Raw genomic sequence first — 18,091 nt, forward strand, 5'->3', positions numbered from 1 at the left:
AGGACGGGAAATAGGACAAGCCGGAACGGGATGACGTGGCGCCGTCCAGCGTTCATGCGCCGGGTGTCGCTGCACGATCGACGCAGCCCTGATCGGGATTCGTGGTCGGTGCACGGCCATACTGCAGAGCGCCGGTCCGCATCGATCATGCGGCGGCGGGGACGGGGGCAGGAGCCAGTGGTAGGGTCACGCGGAAAGTGCTCCCTTCGCCCGGCACGCTGCGGGTCAGCGCAATCCGCCCGCCATGCAGTTCGACGAGCTGGCGCACGAGGGCCAACCCGATGCCGAGCCCCCCATAGCCGACATCGGTTTCCGTATGGACCTGTTCGAAGATGCCGAAGATGCGATCATGCTGATCGGCGGGGATACCCATGCCGTTGTCCGACACCTCGATCACCGCATCCGCGCCGTCGATCCTGGATTCAACGCTGATCCGGCCACCGGCGGGCGTATAGCGGGCAGCATTGCTGAGCAGATTGCCGACGATCTGCGTCAATCGTGCCGGATCAGCGTCGAGCCGGATCGTGTCGGTCCACAGGTTCAGAATAAGGCTGTGCCCCGCCTCGTCGATCACCGGCCGGGACGTCGCCACCGCCAGCGAAAGGACATCGTTTAGGTCGACCGGCTCGCGCTTCAGCGACACCTTGCCCTTTTCGATGCGCGACACGTCCAGCAGGTCGTCCACCAGCCGGGTCATGTGCGACAGGCAACGGTCCATCGCCTGGCGGATGTCGCCCGCGCTTTGCGTCCCCGCCCGCCGTTCCAGCAGGTGCAGGCCGGCAGTCAGCGCCATGATGGGGTTACGCAGTTCATGCGCCAGCACCGCCAGGAACCGGTTCTTCTGGCGGTCGGCCGCCTTCAGCGAGGCACCGAGTGCTGCCAGTTCGTCGCGCTGGGCCGCGATCTGGCGCCGCTGGGCATAGAGGGAATAGAACACGTTGGCCTTCGACCGAAGGATATCGGCCTCGATCGGTTTCTGGATGAAGTCGACGGCCCCGGCCTCATAGCCGCGAAAGCGCCGGGCGACGTCGTTCGACCCGGCAGTCACGAAGATGATCGGGATGTGGCGGGACCGTTCGCTGTTGCGCATGAATTCCGCGAGTTCGAACCCGTCCATGCCGGGCATCTGAACATCGAGCAGCGCCAGGGCATAGTCGTTGACCAGGAGCAGTTCCAAAGCCTCGTCGCCGCTTCGCGCGGTATCGAAGGCCAGCCCCTCGCGCCGCAACAGCGCCGCCAGCGCGAGCAGATTTTCCTCAAGGTCGTCGACCAGCAGAAACTTGATGTCCTGGTCTGCAGTCATTGGTCGGCGCTTTCGGTGAACAGGGTAGCGATCTGATCCAGGGTCATGATCCGTGCCTCAGGACAAGCGGCCAGTGCGGCGGCGGGCATCGCCGCCACCTCTGCGGTCGCAGGATTTTCGACGATCGCGGTGCCCCCGGCATCATGGATGGCGCGCAACCCTCTCGCACCGTCGTGATTGGCACCGGTCAGGACGATGCCGGTCAGCCCCGGGCCAAAGGCATCGGCCGCGCTTTCGAACAGCACGTCGATCGCCGGACGGGAATGATTGACCGGTTCGTCCGAAGAGAGGGCGGCGGCTCCGTCGCGTTCGACCAGCAGGTGATAGCTGGACGGGGCGAAATAGATCGTGCCGGGCAGCAACGGCTCCTTGTCCTCCGCTTCCTTCACGGCGAGCCGACACTTTGTCGTATAGAGTTCGACCAGGGGATTCTCCTTGCGCTGGGGTACGTGCAGCACGACCAGGACGGGACAGGACAGGCCCGGGCGCAGGGCCGGCAGGATGGCCGACAGCGCCTGGACGCCCCCGGCTGAACCGCCGATGACGATTGCCCGGGCCGTCATGCTGCGGCCCTGCGATAGATTTTTTCCTGCGGCACGAAATCGGTGAAGGCCGATGCATGGGCAGAAAAGCGCAGGCTTTCCTTTGAGCCGATGCCCAGGAATCCGCGACGGGCGAGCGAATCGCGGAATAGCCCGACCGCCCGATCCTGAAGCTCCCGGTCGAAATAGATCAGGACGTTGCGACAGGAGATGAAATGCATTTCGCCGAACGCAGCATCCGTGACCAGGCTGTGATCGGAAAACACGACCTGGCTGGAAAGCTGCCGGTCGAATGCCGCACGGCCGTAGTCGGCGGTATAGTAATCGGACAGGGAGGACCGCCCGCCGGACTTCTGGTGATTTTCGGTGAACAGCCGGATGCGGTCGAGCGGATAGATGCCCGCCTGTGCCGCGTTCAGTGCGGCAGGATTGATGTCGGTCGCGTAGAACATCGTTTTGCGGAACAGCCCTTCTTCCTGAAACAGGATGGCAAGCGAATAGAGTTCCTCCCCCGTGCTGCAGCCGGCGACCCACACTTTGAGCGAGGGATAGGTATGCAGGTGCGGCACCACCTTTTCCCGCAAGGCCCGGAAATAGCCGGGATCGCGGAACATCTCGCTGACCTGAACCGTCAGGAAGTCGAGCAGTCGGGGCAGCACCAGGTCGTCGCGGAGCACCGCGGCCTGCATCGCCGAGATACTGTCATAGCCGAGTTGCACCCGCGCCTGCAGCAGCCGACGCTTGATCGACGCGCGGGCATAATTGCGAAAGTCGTAATGATAGTGATGATACAGGGCATCCAGCAGCAGCTGGATCTCGATATCCTCGATACTGCCGGTCATCAGCGCGGCATCCAGACCCGGACCAGCGACAGCAATTTGTCGACGTCGATCGGCTTGGCCATATAGTCGTTGGCACCGGCATCCAGGCAGTTCTGCTGATCGTCCGGCATCGCCTTTGCCGTCAGCATGATGACCGGCAGTTTGCGCATTTCCGGCCGGGCGCGGATTTCACGCACGGCGGCAAGGCCGTCCATCACCGGCATCATGACGTCCATCAGCACCAGATCGATCCTTGCCCCTTCTTCGGTGTTCAGGAAATCGAGCGCCTCCTGGCCGTTGCGGGCGATGCTGGTCACCACGCCGCGCGGTTCCAGCACGCTGGTCAGCGAATAGATGTTGCGCACATCGTCCTCGACGATAAGCACCCGGCGTCCCTCAAGCGCGGCATCGCGGTGCCGTGCCTTTTCGATCATCCGTCTCTGTTCGGGTGGCAGATCGGCGACCACGCGGTGCAGGAACAGCGACACTTCATCCAGCAGCCGTTCGGGGGATTTTGCGCCCTTGATGATAATCGAGCTGGAATAGCGGCGCAGGCGCTGTTCCTCGTCCGTCGTCAGGTCTCGCCCGGTGTAGACGATCACGGGCGGGTAGGAGATGGTATCGTCGCCGCTGAGTGTTTCCAGAAGGGAAAAGCCCGACGCATCGGGCAGCGACAGATCCAGCACCATGCAGTCATAGGATTCGCTGCGCAGCCGGTCGATGCACTCCGCCGCCGTGCCGACGCCGACAGGTTCGACGTCCTGGGATTTCAGCAGTTCGCTGACCGCTGCGCGCTGGACCGCATTGTCCTCAACGATCAGCACGCGCCGCATCCGGGCGGTCAGCTTGTCCTGAAGCGCAGCCAGCACGTCGACAAGCTGTTCCCGGCGCGCGGGCTTTTCCAGATAGCCGATCGCACCCAGCGCAAGCGCGTTCTGACCCTGGTCTGACCCGGAAATGACATGGATCGGAATGTGGCGCGTCTCGTCCTGGTGCTTTAACCGGTCGAGGACCGTCAGGCCGGACTGGTCGGGCAATCCGATGTCGAGGACGATGGCATGGGGTTTTAGGTCGCGGGCAATCTCCAGCGCTTCCTCGGCGGTATCCGCGATGGCGCATTGGAATCCCCGTTCGCGGGACATGTCGCGCAGGATGGCGGCAAAGGTCGGATCATCCTCGATCACCAGCAGCAGGCGCTTGTCCGTTTCAAGCATGTCGCGGTCGTCGTCGATCCGTCCGCCCGACTGGACAGGCGCCGTCCTGACCGCCGGGCCGGGTTTGCCCGGTGCCGGGGCGGCGGCAGGGCTTGGTCGGCCGCCCGCCTCGATCCCCGCGACGGAGGCCGGATCATAGACAGCCGGGATAGACAGGGTGAAACAGCTTCCCTGGCCCGGCGTACTGGTCAACCGGATCGAACCGCCAAGCAATCGGGCCAGTTCGCGCGAGATCGACAGGCCCAGGCCGGTGCCGCCATAGCGGCGGCTGATCGTGCCGTCGGCTTGCTGGAACGCCTCGAAGATGCTCGCCTGATGCTCGGCGGAAATGCCGATGCCGGTATCGGTCACCGCCAGTTCGATGCGATCGCCAGCGGGGGCGATGCTCAGGCGGACACTGCCCTGTTCAGTGAATTTCAGCGCGTTGGACAACAGGTTCTTCAGCACCTGTTCCAGGCGCATTCGATCGGTTTCGATCGAGCGGGGCGCGTCGCTCGCGACATCGATGGTCAGCGCCAGGCCGCGCTGGTCCGCGATCGGCTGGAACGTCTTGCGGACGTCGGCGACGATGCGGTCGATGGCGACGGGGGCAGGCTGAATTTCGATATGCCCGGCCTCGATCTTCGACAGGTCGAGAATGTCGTTGATCAGGCTGAGCAGGTCATTGCCCGACGATTCGATGGTCCGGGCAAACTTGACCTGTTCGGCGGTCAGGTTTTCGTCCGCATTGTCGCCGAGCAGCTTCGACAGGATCAGCAGCGAATTGAGCGGGGTGCGCAGTTCGTGCGACATGTTGGCGAGGAAGTCGGATTTATACTGGCTGGCCTGTTGCAGCTCGCGCGCCCGTTGCTCGAGCGCGTTGGAGGTTTTTTCCAGTTCGTCGCGCTGGATTTCCAGCGTGTGCGCCTGCTCCTCCAGCTGGCTGTTCGTCTGTTCCAGTTCCACCTGTTGCAGTTCCAGACGGGCCTGGGTTTCGCGCAGGGCCGCACCCTGCTCCTCCAATTCCTCGTTGGATACGCGCAATTCCTCGGACTGGGCCTGCAATTCGCCCGCTTGCCGCTGCGTTTCCTCAAGCGCGTCCTGCAGGCGTTCACGAAAGCGCGCCGACCGCAGGGCAATGCCGACTGCGCCGGCGGTTTCATCGAGGAATTGAAGCACCAGATCGTCGACCGGCTCGAAAAAGCCGAGTTCGATCACTGCATTCACCTGACCATCGGCAGTCGCGGGCGCGATGACCAGATGGCGGGGATTGTCACGCCCCAGTGCGGAACCGATCGTCAGATAACCGGACGGCACGTCCCGCAGGACGATGGGACGGGCATCGGCCGCGACCTGACCCAGCAACCCTTCCTCACGGACGAAGCTGTCGGGGATGTCCGCGTCCCCCGGGACGCCCTGTGTCGCGATCCGGCGGAAATGCCCTGCCTCTCCCTTGAACAGCACCCCAGCCTGCGCAGCGACGCGTTCGTGCAGGAACGCCAGGATCGCCTGCGACAAATCGGTCAGGCTGCGGTCACCCATCATGGCCCGGCCCAAGTCGTTCTGCGCCGTCTGGAGCCATTCCTGACGCTGGCGGGCGCGGAGGTTGCGGACGAACAGGGTGTAAACGGCACCCACGAGCAGAATACCGCTCAGGCTGGAGATGATGGCGCCGATGATCGCGGTTCGCCATGCGGCCGCCATCTGTGCCATGCGCATATCGCGCGACTGCTGCTCGGCTTCGGCCATTCGGGCGATCTGGGTGCGAATGGCGTCCATCGCCGCCTTGCCGCGGTCGTTCCCGACGAACTCGCTGGCCTGCTCCATCGTTCCCGAGCGGCGAACCTCGACCCCCTGAGCCAGGATCGCCAGCCGTGCATCGACACGGCTGCGCAGAACCACGATGTTTTCCCGCTGAGCCGCGTCGTCGCTGGTCAGCCGGGCCAGCTCGTCCAGCTTTTCATCGATCATCGCCAATCCGGCCGTGTACGGCTCCAGATAGGCGTCCCGTCCGGTCAGCATGAACCCGCGCTGCCCGGTTTCGGCATCCAGCGCGGCGTTCAGCACATCGTCGAGCGTCGTGATGACCGCGTGGGTACTGCGGACTTCGGCCTCCGCTTCCTGCACATTGGCGATGTTGACATAGGCAATGGCGGCATTGCCAAGGAAGAACAGGACACCAAGGACCAGCCCCAGCACCGCCCATTTGTCCGCGCGGCCACCGGATTGCCGCGCTGCTGATTTCAATGACACGCTGCTGCTTTCGCTTGGAATGGATCGGTGTGACTACAGCCCCCGGGATGAAACAATCAAGCGAACAGAACGGCATATCGTTCCGTGTGCGATACCGTTTTCCGTCCGATCGACCGAGCGATCCGCGCCCGGCAAACCATCGAGCGGAAAACGTCATTGCCTTTTTCGCGCGGTTCTGGCCGGAGGGTGCTGGCATGGGGACATATGGTCCCTGCATGACGGGAGACGCTGTGCGTTGGATGGCGATGCCGGGCAAATGGCGATGACGGGAACGCACGATGCAGTGCTGGTGCTGGTATCCGTCGCCGTTGCGGTCCTGGCCTCTTTCACCGCGCTCAGCCTGGCTGGGCGGATGCGGGCGGCCAGCGGGCGATCGGCGCAATTGTGGCTGGGTGCAGCCGCGGTAGCGCTGGGCGGCGGCATCTGGTCGATGCACTTCGTCGCCATGCTGGCCTATCGGATGCCGGGCATGCCCATGCGCCATGACGTGACCATGACTGTTTTGTCGTTGATGCTGGCCATCGGCGTTACCGGTTTCGGGCTGGCGATGATCGATTGGCGGCGGCCCCGCCCGGCGCGGATCATGGCGTCGGGGCTGTTGATCGGCGGCGGTGTCGCGGGCATGCATTATCTGGGCATGGCGGGAATGCGGATGCCCGGCCTGATTGCAGTCTATGATCCGGCATGGGTTGCTGTATCGGTCCTGATCGCAATCGGCGCAGCCACCGCCGCCATCTGGCTGTCGCTCCGCGAATATCGACGCGGCCAGCAACTGGCCGCCGCGATGGTGATGGGCGCTGCCATATCCGGGATGCACTATGCCGGCATGGTTGCGGTCCGGTTTATCGACGGTGGCAGCGATGTCGGACAGGGGGGGATCGCGGTCATCGATCAGGGCCACCTGGCGATGGTCATTACCGGCATCACCACCCTGATCCTGGTCCTGGCGCTGGCGGCCGCGCGCGTGCAGCGGTTTCTGGACCGGACCGCGCTGGAACAGGCGCGGACGACGCTGTTGCTGACCATCGCGGACACGCTGCGCGGGCAGGACAGCAGCGAGGCATTGTCCCGGATCGCAGCCGCGCTCGGCCAGCATTTCGCCGTCGCCAGAACCGGATTTGCCGAATATGACTCATCGGAAGGCAGCCCGGACCATGCGGTGGGATGGAGCGACGGGACGGTCCCGCCGTTCCAGGGCCGGGATGCAACGCCGTTCGATCCATCGACGACAGCGGCATTGGCGGCAGGGCGAACGGTCGCCAGCGACCAGGTGTCGCCGGTGCGGGGCGTCGACGATCCCGCTTCGCCGGGGGAGGGGGATCGCCACCGCGCCTATCTGATCGTGCCGTTCGTTCGGCACGGCAAGTTGCGCAGCATCCTGTTCCTGAACGACTGGACGCATCGGCGTTGGCGACCGGACGAGATCGCGGTGATGGAGGAAGTGGCCGAGCGCATCCGGCTGTTCGTCGAGCGACAAGCAGCGGAGAACGAGCTGCGTGCGCTGAACGCCAGTCTTGAGGAGCGGATCGAGGCGCGCACGGCGGAGCTGAGGATGGCCGAGGATCAGCGGCGCCAGGCGGACGCCCTGTACCGCGCCTATTTCGAGCATACGCCGGACCGGTTGTTCGTGATCGGCGCGCGCCCCGACGGCCGGTTCGTCGTCGAGCAGCTGAACCCTGCCCATGAAGCAAGCCTGGGCGTGTCGCTTGCCGATATCGACGGCCGTGCGGTGGACGACATCCTGCCGCCGGACCAGGCCGAACGCGTCATCCGCGCCTATCGCCACGTCGTTGCGACCCGCCAAGTTCACCAGTACCGGGACGTCCATCCCGATACCGGCGATCAACGCTTTCTGGACACGATGCTGGTCCCGCTGATGGATGGCGACGGCACCGTCGTGCGGATCATCGGATCCAGCCGCGACGTGACCCGGCAGGTCAGGGCCGAAGAGGCATTGCAACAGGCGCAGAAGATGGAGGCGCTGGGCCAGCTGACCGGCGGCGTTGCCCATGATTTCAACAATCTGCTGACGCCCATTCTGGGTGCGGTCGACCGGCTGCACCGCAAGGGGGTGGGGGACGAACGCGACCGGCGGATGATCGACGGTGCCCTGCAATCCGCCGAGCGGGCAAGGACGCTGGTCCACCGGTTATTGTCCTTTGCCCGGCGCCAGCCGCTGCAGCCCGTGGCTGTCGACCTATCGCAATTGGTGATCGGCATGTCGGACCTGATCGTCAGCACGGTCGGCACGCCAGTCAACGTGATCATCGATGCGCCAACCATGTTGCGCCCGGCCATGGCCGACCCCAACCAGCTGGAAATGGCGTTGCTGAACCTGGCGGTGAATGCGCGCGACGCGATGCCGAATGGCGGGACGCTGACGATCGGCGTGTCCAGCGCGACCGTCGATCCGGGCGACCGTTCCGGGCTGACGCCTGGCCCCTATATCTGCCTGTCGGTGGAGGATACCGGCACGGGGATGGATGCGGACACGCTGGCCCGTGCGATCGAGCCGTTCTTTACCACCAAGGGACAGGGGCGGGGCACCGGGCTTGGCCTGTCGATGGTGCACGGCCTCGCTTCGCAGCTTGGCGGGACGTTGACCATCGATAGCGCGCCCGGGCGGGGCACCGGCATGACCATCTGGTTGCCGGCGTGCGACGAGGCCCCCTTGCGACCAGCCCCGGCGGCAGGCCCCGTGGCCCTGGCCGACAGCCAGGTGCTGCTGGTGGACGACGAGGAACTCGTCCGCCAGACCACCGCACAGATCCTGTTCGACCTGGGATACCGCGTAACCACCGCTGATTCCGGTGAGGCGGCATTGGCGTTGCTGGATAGCGGTTTCCGGCCCGATCTGCTGATCACGGATCATCTGATGCCGGGCATGACGGGCAACGCACTGGCCCGAACGTGTCGCACGCGCATGGCCGATCTGCCCATCCTGATCCTTTCCGGCTATGCCGATGCCGACGGGATCGACGCGGACCTGCCACGCCTGACCAAGCCGTTTCGTCATGCCGAACTGGCGCAGGCGATCCAGCAGGCAGGCAGGCCGATCGTCCTGCCCGTCGAGCGGGATCCGGTGCAATAGGCCGATCGGATCGGCCAGCAAGTTCTCCGCCACCGGATGGCACCCACATGGCAGAGCCCATTGACCGGCTTGTCACCTCTAACGCTGGACGACGCCGCTGCTTGGATTAGGGTTGCGGGATGAGCGAACCCGATAGCTATGCCGGCGTCGAACTGGGCGGGACCAAGACCATCATGGTGCTTGCCCACGGCGATGCCATTGTCGAACAGCGGAGTTTGCCGACACAGTCACCATCGGTGACGTTAGAGGCCGCACGGGAGCAATTGCTCCGTTGGCAAGCGATCCGGCCGCTGCGCGGCCTGGGGATCGCCTCGTTCGGGCCGATCCGGCTGGATATTCGGGCGCCCGATTACGGCCGGATGCTGGCCACGCCAAAGCCCGGCTGGGCGGACGCGCCCGTGCTGGCCACACTGACCCGCGATCTGGCTTGCCGGGTGCGGATCGACACCGACGTCAATGCTGCCGCGCTGGCCGAATATCGGTGGGGTGGCGGGATTGGCTGCGACAGCCTGTGCTACGTTACCATCGGCACGGGCGTGGGCGGTGGCATATTGATCGGCGGTCGTCCGGTTCATGGGGCATTGCATCCGGAAATCGGCCATCTGCGGCTGCCCCGGGCCGGGCATGACCCCTTTCCCGGATCATGCCCGTTCCATGGTGACTGCATCGAGGGATTGGTGTCGGGCCCGGCCCTGGCGCAGCGCTTCGCCGCCGACCCGCGAACGATTGCCGATGATCATCCGGGATGGGACTTCGTCGCCAGCGACCTTGCCGAATTGTGCAGCGCCATGGTGCTGACCCTTTCGGCCGAGCGCGTCCTGTTTGGCGGCAGCGTCTCGCTGGCCCGCAGCGCACTGTTCAACCGGGTTCGCGGGCGAGTGGTCGATCGATTGGCGGGATACCTGCCCTTTGTCGACGCGGACAGCGTGTCGTCCGTCATTCAGGAAGCGGCACTGGGCACGCAGGCGGGCCCGCTCGGCGCCATCGCCCTGGCGCAAGCTGCGGCGCGGGACTGATCATTCCGCATAGCCGGTCCGCGGCGCGACTTGCAGCTGTCCGATCGGAAAACGGTACAAGAGCGGCGCAATGGCGGCCGTTGCGCTCGGGCGGAACTGCCCATTTTCAACGAAGGAAATGGTGGACGCACTTGGGCTCGAACCAAGGACCCGCTGATTAAGAGTCAGCTGCTCTACCAACTGAGCTATGCGTCCATTCGCGTCGACAACAGGCCGACTAGGTCGGCGTCCTCAAGCGAGAGCGGGCGGTTAGCACCGGGTTTGGCGCATTGCAACAGCTTAATTGGCAAAGTTCGCCCAGCGCATTTGCCGGGTTATGGATGCCGTGCCGTTCTGGATTGGCGGTCGATGCTCATCATGATGCCGATGCAGATCATGACGGTCATCAGCGCCGACCCGCCAAAGCTGATGAAGGGCAGGGGGATGCCGACAACCGGCGCCAGGCCCATGACCATCGCCATGTTGATCGCGGCATAGAAGAAGATCGTCGCCGCCAGGCCGGCCGATGCCAGCTTGCCGAACCGGCTGGTCGAACGGATGCCGACCAGGATGCCCCAGCCGATCAGCAGGGCGAATCCGATGATCAGTGCCACGCCGCCGACCAAGCCCCATTCCTCCATCATCGTGGCCAGCGCGAAATCGGTATGACCCTCTGGCAGATAGTCCAGGTGGCTTTGCGTGCCGTTCAGGAATCCCTTGCCGAAAATGCCGCCCGATCCGATCGCGATCTTGGACTGGCTGATATGGTAGCCGGTGCCGAGCGGATCGCTTTCGGGGTCGAGGAAGGTGAGCACGCGCTTGCGCTGATAATCGTGCAACAGGAAGTTGACGGCCAAGGGGACTGCCAGGGCAACCGCCAGTCCGCCCCCAACGAACAACCGCATCGGAACGCCGGCCAGGAACATGACCACGACCCCGCCAAAGCCGATCATCAGCGCAGTGCCAAGATCGGGCTGAAGCATGACGAGCCCCATCGGCACGCCGATCAGCACGGCCGCCGGCCAGATGCCCGACAGCCGCCGCGTTTCGACCGGCGGCAGCACTTCGTAGAAGCGCGCGAGCGCCAGGACGATGCACGGCTTCATCAATTCGGACGGCTGCAATCGGATGAACCCGAAATCCAGCCAACGCTGAGCCCCGCCGCGAACCGCGCCGAGCAATTCTACCAGCACCAAGAGAATAAGGATGACGGCATAGGCCGGCAGCGTCCACCGCGCGAACAGGCTGACCGGAATGCGGGAAATGCCGATCGCGAGGCCAAGGAATGCGACAAGCCGCATCCCGTGCGATTTGGCCCAGGGCGAAATGCTGCCCCCCGCCGCCGAATAGAGAACCAGTAGCCCAAATCCACCAAGCAGCAGCACCAGCAACAGCAATCGCCATGGCTGATCGGCGACAGCCGAAGGGACGACGTCGCGCGCCCTCATTGCCCCGGGGACTCCGGTGGCGATGCCTGTGCCAGGTCGCCGCGCGACCGCGCCTCTCGGGCAAAGAGCCAGGCCGCCTGCTTGCGCGCCATCCGTTCCATCATGGTGCCGCCCCATGCGGTTTCCAGGCCGGTCAGCGTGGCCATCGCCCGATCCCGGTCGAACAGCCAGGTCAGCACGTCGCGGGCAACCGGGGCGGCCGCACCGGAGCCGGACATGCCATGTTCGATCACCACGGAAACGGCATAGCGGGGATCGTCGACGGGAGCGAAACCGACGAACAGGCCATGATCGCGGTATTTCCACGGCACGTTCAGACCGCCGCGGGCACCGCCGGCGATCCGCCGCACCTGAGCCGTCCCCGTCTTGCCACCCATGCGGATGCCATCGAGTTGAAGGCGGCTGCGTCCGGCGGTTCCGGCACCGTTCACCACTTCATCCATGCCCGACCGGATCAGCGCCATGCGGTCGGGCGACACGTCCAGCGGCGGCCCGACGATGGGGCTGTCGGCCAGGATGCGGGGTACCAGCGCCCGGCCCGATGCGATCCGCGCCACCTGAACCGCCAGCTGCAACGGGCTGGCGAGGATATAGCCCTGACCGATCGAGGCGTTCAGCGTATCGGCGGCGGTCCATTGCTGTTTGTACTTGCGCAGTTTCCAGGCGGGGTCCGGGATGGTGCCGTACCGCTGCGACGGGAAGGGCAGGGGATATTCCGCGCCCAGACCCAGCTGGCGGGCGGCATCGGCGACGGCATCCATCCCCGTTTCCCGGCCGACGGTATAGAAATAGGTATTGCAGCTTTTGGCGATGGCGCGGTGCAGGTTCACCGGCCCGTGCCGTCCCAGACAGCGGAAGAAGCGATTGCCCAGCTGATAACCGCCCGGACAATTGACGGTCCGTTCGGGATCGATACCGGCCCGCAAGCCCGCAAGCGCGGTCGCCGGCTTGAACGTCGAACCGGGGGGATACAGGCCCTGCAGCGCCTTGTTGGTCAAGGGCAGGTGATCATCCTCGTTCAGGAACGCCCATTCCATCCGGCTGATCCCGTCCGAAAAGCCATTGGGATCATAAGCGGGCATCGACGCCAGGGTCAGGATGCCGCCCGTTCGCGTGTCGATGACCACGACCGCACCGGATTCATCGCCCAGGCGGCGCGCCGCATATTCCTGCAACCCCGCATCGATGGACAGCTTGACCGTCCGGCCCGGCACATCCGGTCGCGTCGCCAGTTCCTGGACCAGCCGTCCGCTTGCCGTCACCTCGACCCGCTTGGCGCCGGGGCGACCGCGCAGTTCCTGTTCCAGCACCTTTTCGATGCCATCCTTGCCCAGCTTGAAACCGGGCGTGACCAGCAGGGGGTCGCGTTCCGCCTTGTACTGGTCAGCATTGGCCACGCCGACATAGCCGATCAGATGCGCCACCGCCGGGCCGGAGGGATAATAGCGGGCAAAGCCGCGCGCAGGCGCTACGCCGGGCAGTTCGGGCAGGCGAAGACTGACCGCGGCAAAGCGTTCCCAGTCGAGATTTTCCGCCACCGGAACGGGGCGAAAGCCCGATGCGCCTTTCAGGTCGTCGCGGATGCGCTGCATATCGTCGGCGGTCAGCGCCAGGATCTGTTGCAACAGCCCGAGCGTCGCATCGGCGTCCTTGATCCGGTCGGGGATCAGGTCGACCCGGAAATCCGTGCGGTTGGAGGCGATGGCCGCACCGTTCCGGTCGACGATCCAGCCGCGACGCGGCGGCACCAGGGTCAGGTTGACCCGGTTGCTTTCGGCCAGGCTGCGATAGCGCTCATTCTCGGCGACCGACAACCAGGCCATGCGACCGGCCAGGACGACGCCAACGCCCGCCTGTAGCCCGCCCAGCAACAGCGCCCGTCGGGAAAAGCTGAACGCCTGTTGCGCCTCGGTTACCAGCTTGCTCGACCCGCCCAGCAGATTGCCCGGCTTCATGCCGCCACCTGCCGCGCATCGAGCCAGGCCGCGAGGCGCAGGGCAACCGGCAGCACCACGATCGACGCCACGATCTGAACGGTGAGGGCCGTGTCGACATGCGCGGTGAGGGGTGCCGCGACCAGTCGGCCCGCCACGAGGCAAACAGCGACGATGCCGCCGCCGACGAGCCAGTCCTGCCAGAAATTACGCCACATCAGGCGGGTATCTAGCACGTCCACGGCCAACAGGCACAGGGTCCAAAGGACGACCGCACTGCCGACCGGTTGGCCGCTGATCAGATCGTCGAACAATCCCAGCGGCAGCGCATGCCATGCCGGCAGCTTGCCCGGCCGACAGAAACGCCACCCGATCAACATCATCAACCCGAACGGCGGCAGCAACGGAACGGTGGCGACAACCGGAAACAGGGCAAGCAGCGACGCCGCCATGATCGATACCGGCATCACCCAGCGGCGGCGGTGCACCCGTTCATCGGGGCCAAGCAGGTTCCGGCCGGGGGGTGTCATTCCGCCGCCGGTTCGGCTGGCGGCGCTTCGTCGGGGCGGGCCAGTTGAGGCACGAATGCCCGCTGGACCAATGCGAAATCCAGCGAATCGGGATTGGCGAAGGGGCGTCCCACCACCACGTCGCGGCCGTTGCGCAGCACGCGCGCCACCGGAATGTCGGGGGGATAGATGCCCCCGGCGCCGGAGGTGACAAAGCTGTCTCCCGCCTGCAACGGCGCATTGGAAACCGCCGCGACGCGGATGTCGACCATCCCGTCGCCGCGACCGTTGACGATGGCGGGCATCCCATCGCGCGTCCGGCGAACCGGCACCACGCTGTCCGGATCGACGATCAGCAGGACCCGTGCGGTGCTGGGGCCGGTTTCCAGCACGCGACCGATCAGCCCCTCCGGCCCGCGCACCGGCTGGGCACGGCGCACGCCCTGCATCGATCCCGCATTCAGGATGGCGTATCGCCGGGTGCTGCTGGCCGAGGATGCGACAAGCCGCGCCGCGATGACCGGCTCCACCGCGCGGTCGCGCACCTGTGCCAGCGCCCGTAGCCGGCGGTTTTCGATGCTGAGCGCTCGCGCCCGCTGAAGCAGCAGGCGATTGTCGGCCAGTTCCCGCTTCAACCGGCGGTTTTCGCTGACCGCGCCGAAATGAGCGCCGATGCCCCGGGGAATGGCACTGAGCTGACGCCGAACCCAATGGGTTCCGGTCGCAACCGGCGTCGTCACTTCCCGCGTCGCACCGCGCAACACGGCAAAGGCCTGGGGATCCAGAACGGACAGCAGCAACGCGGCAGCACCGATCACCGTGCCGGAAACCGCCACGACATAGCCGATGAACAGCGAATATTGCGCCCGGCGCGAAAATCCGGGCCGGTTCTTTGGCGGTGCCATGACCGCGCTCCCTGGCTTAGCCTGCGAGCAGCACGCCGCGATACACCGGATCCTCGAGCGCACGGCCAGTGCCCAGCGCCACGCAGGTCAGCGGATCCTCGGCCACCGAGACGGGCAGGCCGGTTTCGTCGCGCAGCACTTCGTCCAGCCCGGACAGCAGCGCACCGCCACCCGTCAGGACGATCCCCTGATCGACGATGTCGGCCGCCAGTTCCGGAGCGGTATTTTCCAGTGCGATCCGGACCCCCTCGACGATCTGGCCGACGGGTTCCGACAAAGCCTCTGCGATCTGGCCCTGATTGATCTGGATTTCCTTGGGAACCCCGTTGACGAGATCGCGGCCCTTGATGTGGATGGTCTGGCCGATGCCGTCCAGCGGCGGCTTGGCCACGCCGACTTCCTGCTTGATCCGTTCCGCGGTCGCTTCGCCGATCAGCAGATTATGGTTGCGGCGGACATAGGAAACGATGGCTTCGTCCATCTTGTCCCCGCCAACGCGGACGCTGGTGGAATAGGCGAGGCCGCGCAGCGAAAGCACCGCGACTTCGGTCGTGCCGCCACCGATATCGACCACCATCGAACCGATGGGTTCGGTGACGGGCATGTCGGCGCCGATCGCGGCGGCCATCGGCTCCTCGATCAGCCATACCTGGCTGGCACCGGCATTGCTGGCAGCATCGCGGATCGCGCGGCGTTCGACCTTGGTCGAACCCGACGGCACGCAGATCACGATCTGGGGCCAGCGGAAATGCGACTTCCGTCCGCCATGAACCTTGCGGATGAAATGCTTGATCATCTCCTCCGCCACGTCGATGTCGGCGATCACGCCGTCGCGGAGCGGCCGGATCGCCTCTATGCTGCCCGGCGTCTTGCCCATCATCAGCTTGGCGTCGTCGCCGACCGCCTTTACCCGGCGTTCGCCATTGCGCGTTTCAACCGCCACGACCGACGGTTCGTTCAACACGATACCGCGTCCCCGCACATAAACTACCGTGTTTGCCGTGCCCAGGTCGATGGCCATGTCGTGCGACATGAAATTGAAAAGCCGGGAAAAATTCATGAACCGTTACCGCCCGCTACCAAATCATGAAACGACGCCTGCGCCGTTCCCTTTGCCGAGTTTACCCGCGCCGCCGGGGGGCTGGCCCAGGTCCAGACAGGCTGGCCAAAACGGGTCGCGGATAGCCGCCGCTTGGGCTAGAGCCGGGGTCATGTCAATACGCCGCCTGCCAGAACATCTGATCAATCGTATCGCTGCCGGTGAAGTGGTCGAAAGACCGGCCAGCGCGCTGAAGGAGCTGTTCGAAAACGCGGTCGATGCCGGCGCGCGGCGGATCACGGTCCGATTGATGGGCGGCGGAACCGACCTGGTCGAAGTCACCGACGACGGGTGCGGCATGGCCCCCGCCGACATGCTGCTGGCGCTGGAACGGCATGCCACATCGAAACTGCCCGACGATGCGATCGATGCCGTCACAACGCTGGGGTTCAGGGGCGAGGCGCTGCCATCCATTGCCAGCGTTGCCCGGCTGACCATCGAATCGCGGCCCGCCGGGGCGGAGGGATGGTCGATCGCCGTCGACAACGGCGTGCTGACCGCACAGGGGCCAGCCGCAGTGCCGCCGGGAACGCGCGTGCGGATGGAGGGATTGTTCGATCGGGTTCCCGCCCGGCGCAAGTTCCTGCGCAGCGCCCGGTCGGAATATGCCGCATGCCTGGACGTGGTGCGGCGGCTCGCGATGGCGCGGCCCGACATCGCCGTCAGCGTGGAACATGACGGCCGCAGGACCATGAGCGTTCAGGCCGACCAGGATCGGCCCGCCCGCGTGGCCGCACTGACCGACCGGGCGCTGGCCGACAACAGCGTCGTCGTGACACTGGACCGGGAGGGATACCGGCTGGGCGGCGTGGCGGGCATTCCGACGTTCAACCGGGGCGTTGCCGATCATCAATATCTGTTCGTCAATGGTCGCCCGGTGAAGGACCGATTGCTGATCGGGGCAGTGCGCGGCGCCTATGCCGAGATGCTGGCCCGCGACCGGCATCCCGTGCTTGCCCTGTTCCTCGACCTGCCGACCAGCGAGGTGGACGTGAACGTCCATCCCGCCAAAACCGAGGTACGCTTCCGCGATCCGGCGCTGGTCCGCGGCCTGATCGTCAGCGGCTTGAGGCGTGCGTTGGACGAGGCCGGGCATCGCAGCATCCAGGCGGCACAGGCCGGTGCGATGGACCGCTGGCAGCCGGGATCGATTGCATCACCACAGCCATTCGGCGCCATGGCGCATCGGCAGAGTGGCTTTGCCCATTGGTCTGGGCCGGGCGGGGGCGACACCCAGTCGGAAACGACCGTGGCCGATGGCCGCCCCGGCTTTTTCGCGGAGCCGCCATCGGCGCGCGCCGAGCCTGCGGCCGATCCGGTGCCGACAAGCGCCGATCATCCCCTGGGCGTCGCGCGGGGACAGGTGGCGCAGACCTATATCGTGGCAGAGGCAGCCGACGGTCTCGTGCTGGTGGACCAGCATGCGGCGCATGAACGGCTGGTCCTGGAGCGGATGCGCCGGGCGATGGCCGATGGCGGCGTTCCGGCACAGGCGCTGTTGTTGCCCGACGTCGTCGAACTGGACGAACCGGCCTGTGACCGGCTGGAGGCGCGGGCCGGCGAACTGGCGGCATTCGGGCTGGAGATCGAACGGTTCGGCCCGAATGCGGTGCTGGTGCGCGCCATTCCGGCGATGCTGGGGCAGGGGGACGCGGCCGGTCTGGTCACCGATCTGGCGGATGAGCTGGCGGCGTTCGATACCGCGCTCAGCCTAAAGGAACGGCTGGATCACGTCGCTGCGACGATGGCCTGCCATGGGTCTGTGCGGGCGGGTCGCATCCTGTCGGTCGCCGAAATGAACGCGCTGTTGCGGGAGATGGAGGTGACGCCCCATTCCGGTCAGTGCAATCACGGCCGCCCGACCTGGGTCAAGCTGGCGCATGGCGACATCGAAAAGCTGTTCGGCCGCAAATAGGCCGCGATCGCTTGCCTTTCCGGCGCTTCGCGGCTATCGCGCGCCACCTGTTTCCACGAAGGCTGGTCGGAACCAGCCACTAT

12 protein-coding genes and 1 tRNA gene are annotated in these 18,091 nt (G+C 65.6%); 3 read left to right on the forward strand and 10 right to left on the reverse strand.

The features are described 5' to 3' along the window. Positions 1-145: 145 nt before the first annotated feature. From ACPVPU_RS09735 to ACPVPU_RS09750, 4 genes are read right to left on the reverse strand one after another with little or no spacing between them, the layout of a single operon-like run. Positions 146-1,303 (reverse strand): hybrid sensor histidine kinase/response regulator, encoded by a 1,158-nt coding sequence (locus ACPVPU_RS09735; protein WP_448657745.1) that lies wholly within the window; start codon positions 1,301-1,303, stop codon positions 146-148. After that, positions 1,300-1,866: a chemotaxis protein CheB gene (locus ACPVPU_RS09740; protein WP_448657746.1), complete on the reverse strand. Its 567-nt coding sequence runs from the start codon at positions 1,864-1,866 to the stop codon at positions 1,300-1,302. Before ACPVPU_RS09740 ends, ACPVPU_RS09735 begins: the two co-directional genes overlap by 4 nt. Then, the gene (locus tag ACPVPU_RS09745; protein ID WP_448657747.1) at positions 1,863-2,687 is read right to left on the reverse strand and encodes a CheR family methyltransferase; all 825 of its coding nucleotides are present in this window, start codon (positions 2,685-2,687) and stop codon (positions 1,863-1,865) included. Before ACPVPU_RS09745 ends, ACPVPU_RS09740 begins: the two co-directional genes overlap by 4 nt. Beyond that, positions 2,687-6,112: a response regulator gene (locus ACPVPU_RS09750; protein WP_448657748.1), complete on the reverse strand. Its 3,426-nt coding sequence runs from the start codon at positions 6,110-6,112 to the stop codon at positions 2,687-2,689. The genes ACPVPU_RS09745 and ACPVPU_RS09750 overlap by 1 nt, the downstream gene beginning before the upstream one ends. A 256-nt stretch (positions 6,113-6,368) precedes the next feature. On the opposite strand from ACPVPU_RS09750, the gene ACPVPU_RS09755 reads away from it, so the two are divergent. Continuing rightward, complete coding sequence (locus ACPVPU_RS09755; protein WP_448657749.1) at positions 6,369-9,203, forward strand: MHYT domain-containing protein; 2,835 nt, start codon at positions 6,369-6,371, stop codon at positions 9,201-9,203. Between the two features lie 119 nt (positions 9,204-9,322). Beyond that, complete coding sequence (locus tag ACPVPU_RS09760) at positions 9,323-10,219, forward strand: ROK family protein (protein WP_448657750.1); 897 nt, start codon at positions 9,323-9,325, stop codon at positions 10,217-10,219. Between the two features lie 119 nt (positions 10,220-10,338). Here ACPVPU_RS09760 and ACPVPU_RS09765 read toward each other — a convergent pair. From ACPVPU_RS09765 to ACPVPU_RS09790, 6 genes are all read right to left on the reverse strand, one after another. After that, positions 10,339-10,414 (reverse strand) — tRNA-Lys (locus ACPVPU_RS09765). A gap of 119 nt (positions 10,415-10,533) precedes the next feature. Continuing rightward, the gene (gene rodA, locus ACPVPU_RS09770) at positions 10,534-11,646 is read right to left on the reverse strand and encodes a rod shape-determining protein RodA (protein ID WP_448657751.1); all 1,113 of its coding nucleotides are present in this window, start codon (positions 11,644-11,646) and stop codon (positions 10,534-10,536) included. Continuing rightward, positions 11,643-13,601: a penicillin-binding protein 2 gene (gene mrdA, locus ACPVPU_RS09775; protein ID WP_448657752.1), complete on the reverse strand. Its 1,959-nt coding sequence runs from the start codon at positions 13,599-13,601 to the stop codon at positions 11,643-11,645. Before mrdA ends, rodA begins: the two co-directional genes overlap by 4 nt. Beyond that, positions 13,598-14,110 carry a rod shape-determining protein MreD gene (gene mreD, locus ACPVPU_RS09780; protein ID WP_448657753.1) on the reverse strand — a complete coding sequence of 171 codons (513 nt, stop codon included), beginning with the start codon at positions 14,108-14,110 and terminating at the stop codon, positions 13,598-13,600. Before mreD ends, mrdA begins: the two co-directional genes overlap by 4 nt. After that, positions 14,107-14,994: a rod shape-determining protein MreC gene (gene mreC / locus ACPVPU_RS09785; protein ID WP_448657754.1), complete on the reverse strand. Its 888-nt coding sequence runs from the start codon at positions 14,992-14,994 to the stop codon at positions 14,107-14,109. Before mreC ends, mreD begins: the two co-directional genes overlap by 4 nt. A 16-nt stretch (positions 14,995-15,010) precedes the next feature. Then, on the reverse strand, positions 15,011-16,054 hold the full coding sequence (locus tag ACPVPU_RS09790) for a rod shape-determining protein (protein ID WP_448657755.1): 1,044 nt from the start codon (positions 16,052-16,054) through the stop codon (positions 15,011-15,013). A gap of 151 nt (positions 16,055-16,205) precedes the next feature. Here ACPVPU_RS09790 and mutL point away from each other — a divergent pair, with 151 nt between their 5' ends. Further along, the gene (gene mutL, locus ACPVPU_RS09795) at positions 16,206-18,008 is read left to right on the forward strand and encodes a DNA mismatch repair endonuclease MutL (protein ID WP_448657756.1); all 1,803 of its coding nucleotides are present in this window, start codon (positions 16,206-16,208) and stop codon (positions 18,006-18,008) included. Positions 18,009-18,091 lie beyond the last annotated feature (83 nt).

Source organism: Sphingomonas paludis, from assembly GCF_053502515.1.